The 3,631-nt window shown below is 74.7% G+C and carries 3 protein-coding genes and 1 pseudogene; 2 read left to right on the top strand and 2 right to left on the bottom strand.

Annotated features, from left to right (window positions below):
- Both H5J30_RS22070 and H5J30_RS22065 read left to right on the top strand, forming a co-directional pair.
- Positions 1-1,032: molybdopterin-dependent oxidoreductase (locus H5J30_RS22070; protein ID WP_258563470.1), on the top strand; the 1,032-nt coding region annotated here is incomplete at its 5' end.
- A gap of 230 nt (positions 1,033-1,262) precedes the next feature.
- The gene (locus H5J30_RS22065) at positions 1,263-2,528 is read left to right on the top strand and encodes an NYN domain-containing protein (protein WP_181789125.1); all 1,266 of its coding nucleotides are present in this window, start codon (positions 1,263-1,265) and stop codon (positions 2,526-2,528) included.
- Positions 2,529-2,624: 96 nt separating this feature from the next.
- Here H5J30_RS22065 and H5J30_RS22060 read toward each other — a convergent pair whose 3' ends face one another.
- Entirely contained in the window at positions 2,625-3,314 is a 690-nt protein-coding gene (locus tag H5J30_RS22060; RefSeq protein WP_181789124.1) for a hypothetical protein, read from the bottom strand.
- A gap of 77 nt (positions 3,315-3,391) precedes the next feature.
- A pseudogene (locus tag H5J30_RS22055) lies at positions 3,392-3,631 on the bottom strand (ABC transporter permease); the annotation flags it as partial.

The following is a 3,631-nucleotide window of genomic DNA, read 5'->3' as shown; positions in this document are numbered from 1 at the left end:
TTCACGGTCCGCGGCACCAACGCCGAGACCAACTGGCCCGCCCTGAAGGGCACCGGCTACCACACCCCCGCCGACCGCTTCTTCGTCCGCAACCACACCGCCACGCCCCTGCTCGACGCCGCCGACTGGAGCCTGCGCGTCTGGGGCGACGGACTGCGCGGCGGCGGGGCGGAGTTCGGGCTCGACGACCTCAAGGCGCTGCCCACCGCGGTCCGGTCGGCGTTCGTGGAGTGCGCGGGCAACGGGCGCAGCTTCTTCGCCGGCCAGCAGGGCGGCACCGTCTCCGGCACGTCGTGGACCCTCGGCGCCATCGGCGTCGCCCGCTGGCGCGGCGCCCGCCTGGGCGACGTGCTGCGGCGGGCCGGGCTGACCCGGCGGGCGGTCGACGTGATGCCGAGCGGGCTGGACGACGCGTACGTGGCGGACGGGATCGACCTCGGCCACGTGCGCCGCCCGCTGCCGGTGGCCAAGGCGCTGGACGACGTGATCCTCGCGTACGAGATGAACGGCGAGCCGCTGCCCGCCGACCACGGGCACCCGGTGCGCGTGCTCGTACCGTCGTGGGTCGGCATCTCCTCGATCAAGTGGGTCGGCGACGTGCAGGTCTCCGCCGAGCCGCTGTACTCACCCTGGAACACCGACTTCTACCGCCTCTTCGGCCCCTCCTACCCGCCCGAGGGCAGCGAGCCGCTGAGCCGGCAGACTCTCAAGAGCGCCTTCGAACTGCCCTGGAACGCCACCCTCGCCGCCGGCGAGACGCACCGGCTGACCGGCCGCTCCTGGTCCGGCGCCGGCGGCGTGCGCGCGGTCGAGGTCAGCACCGACGGCGGCGCCACCTGGCGCCGCGCCGAACTCGCGGACGGACCGCGCGCGGACGGCTGGGTGCGCTGGTCGGCCACCTGGCGGCGGGGCCTCGTCGAGCGGCCGCTGCCGGCCGCGGTCGGGTATGCCCGCCGGCGACCCTGCGTACTTGTCCCGGTGGGAGTGCTGTTGCTGTTTTTTCTCGCGGTTCTTGCGCTTACCCATCACTGATCCTTTACAGGCGCGGACCCCCGCGGAGATCACCTTCGCACGGCCTGAGATGCCTCGCATGTCGGATAATTACCGTGCGTAGTACGCGCTGTTCATGGCCGGGCATCGGTGTCCGCCACGCCGATGATCGATGCCCTGCTGTTAACCACCCCTCAGTGGGGCAGACTCGAAGGCAACCCGATGTGAACTCCGCGGCACCGGCCCGGAACCGGCTGAGAAGAGGGTGAATCGTGGACCGCTGCGTCGTCCTGGTGGACGCCGGCTACCTGCTGGGCGCCGCCGCGAGCCTGCTCGCCGGAGAACCCGCCCGCTCCCGGATCACCGTCGACCACCCCGCCCTCATCCAGGGCCTGCGCGAGCAGGCCGAGGCGGACACCGGGCAGCGGCTGCTGCGTATCTACTGGTTCGACGGCGCCCCCGACCGCGTGCCGCAGCCCGAACACCGGCGGCTGCGCGTGATGTCCCGCGTCACCGTCCGCCTCGGCGCGCTCACCCGCAGCGACGGCCGCTGGGCGCAGAAGGGCGTCGACGCCGCGATGCACGCGGAGCTGACCGAGCTGGCCCGCAACCGCGCCTGCGCCGACGTCGTCCTCGTCACCGGCGACGGCGACCTGCTGCCGGGGATGATGTCCGCGAAGGAGCACGGCGTCGCCGTGCACCTGTGGGCGGTCCAGGCCGCCGACGGCGACTACAACCAGTCCGAGGACCTGGTCGCCGAGGCCGACGAGCGGCGCGTGCTCGACCGGGTCTGGATCACCCGCGCCATGCGGGCCAAGGACCTCACCGGCATCTGCGCCCCCAGCCCCGTGCCGCGGCCCGAGATCGCCGCGATCCTCTCCGCCCCGCCCTCCGAGACCTCCGTCGCCGGCAAGCAGACCGTCGCCAACGGGACCGCGCAGACCGCGGCGCCGGTCACCGAGCGCCGCCACGACGACGCGGGCACGGCGCCCGACGCCGTACCGGAGGACGAGGACGACCCCGGCGGCAAGGGCGGCGTACCCACTCCGAAGGACCTCGCGAGCCTGGGCCGCCCCGCCGCGCCCGAGGGCCGCCACGGGCCGCCCGTGGGCAGCGCCACCCTGCGCTGGTCGTCCGACCGCGGATGGGTCGAGCGGCCGGGCGCCGAGCCGCCGGACATCGCCGGGCTGCCCACGCTCGCCCAGCTCACCACGGCCGAGCAGCGCTGGGCGGACCGCGAGGAGGACATCACCGTCATCGGCGGCGACCCGTTCGAGGTGGGGCAGGTCTTCGCGCGGCGCTGGATGGAGCGGCTGGCGGACCAGCTGAAGCTGCGGCTGCTGGCCGGCCAGTACCCGCGTATCCCGCACCGCATCGACGGCGAGCTGCTGCGCTACGCCGCCCGCTTCGGGCTGCTGGCGCACAAGGACGACCAGATCGACGAGCGCGACCGGTACGCGATCCGGGCCGGGTTCTGGCGCGAGGTGGACGTCAGCTCGGCCGCCGAGCACGCGCAGGCGGCGGAGCCGGAGGCGTAGCAGCGGCACACCCGGCCGAGGGGTACGGAGCCGGTCGCGCGTGCCGCGGACGTCGTCCGCCCGCCCGCCTCGTACGAGCCTGACCCCGCCCGCCTCTCAGTTTGTCGGAGCGCCCCAGCCCTGCCAGCCGCCCGTGGGCGGCGGGGGAGCCTGCGGCTCGGGGTCGCGCGGCCCGAACAGCCCGGTCAGCACCAGGTGCACGGCCATCGCCGCCCCCGGCCACGCCAGCAGCGCACCCTTGGCCTTCAGCTCCAGCGGCGCGTCGAGGCCGCCGCCGTCGCGGAGCTGCGCGGCCCGCTCGTCCACGTTCTGCGGCGGGCCCAGCACGATGCCGAACCGCCAGGCCACCACCGCCCCGATCAGCGAGCCCAGCGCGAGGCCCAGCACCAGCGGCCAGCCGCCGCGCCGCCGCCACAGGAACACCGCCAGCGCCGTCACCGCGCCGAAGGCCAGCCCCAGCAGCGCGAACGTGCCGTCGATGGAGATGGCGTCCTCGCTCTCGCTCTCCTTCAGCCAGGCTTCGCCCCCGCGCACGACCAGTGCCACGCGCGGCGCGAACCGCTCCCACAGGAAGCCCAGCAGCAGCCCCAGCGCCGAGATGCCCACCAGGATCAGGAACGCGTGCCACCCCTGCGTGTCGAGGTCGTCGTCGCCCTTCGACCAGCGGCGGCGCTTGCGTCCCGCCGTCTTGTCGGCGGTGGCGTCCGGTGCGGACGGGTAGTGCCACGGGTTGTGGGCCGGCTGCTCGTGCGGCGGCTGCTCGTGCGGTGTCAGGGGAGCGGTCACCCCGTCATCGTGCCAGGGCGGGGGGTGCCCGCCGTAGTCAGGACGGTCGTTCGGAATGTCGCCGTGACCGCCCGCGCTCACGACCGCAGCGCCGCCCGGCGGTACGCCCACGTCGCCGCCGCCAGCGCGGGTACCCCGACGCCGGCGCAAACCCCCAGGTCGGCGAGGACCGCGACCCAGTCGGGGTCCGGGGCGAACGTCTCCATCAGCGCCTCCACGCCGTACGTGGACGGCAGCAGGTCCCGCGCGAAGGACACCGGCCCCGGCATCCGCTCCGCGGGCAGCACCCCGAGCAGCAGCGCCGCCGACATGCCGAG

It is taken from the genome of Streptomyces phytophilus, assembly GCF_013870535.1.
Classification (GTDB): Bacteria; Actinomycetota; Actinomycetes; order Streptomycetales; family Streptomycetaceae; genus Streptomyces; species Streptomyces phytophilus.
Note: the sequence above shows the minus strand (reverse complement) of the source record. Positions and strands in the feature narration are given on the sequence as shown.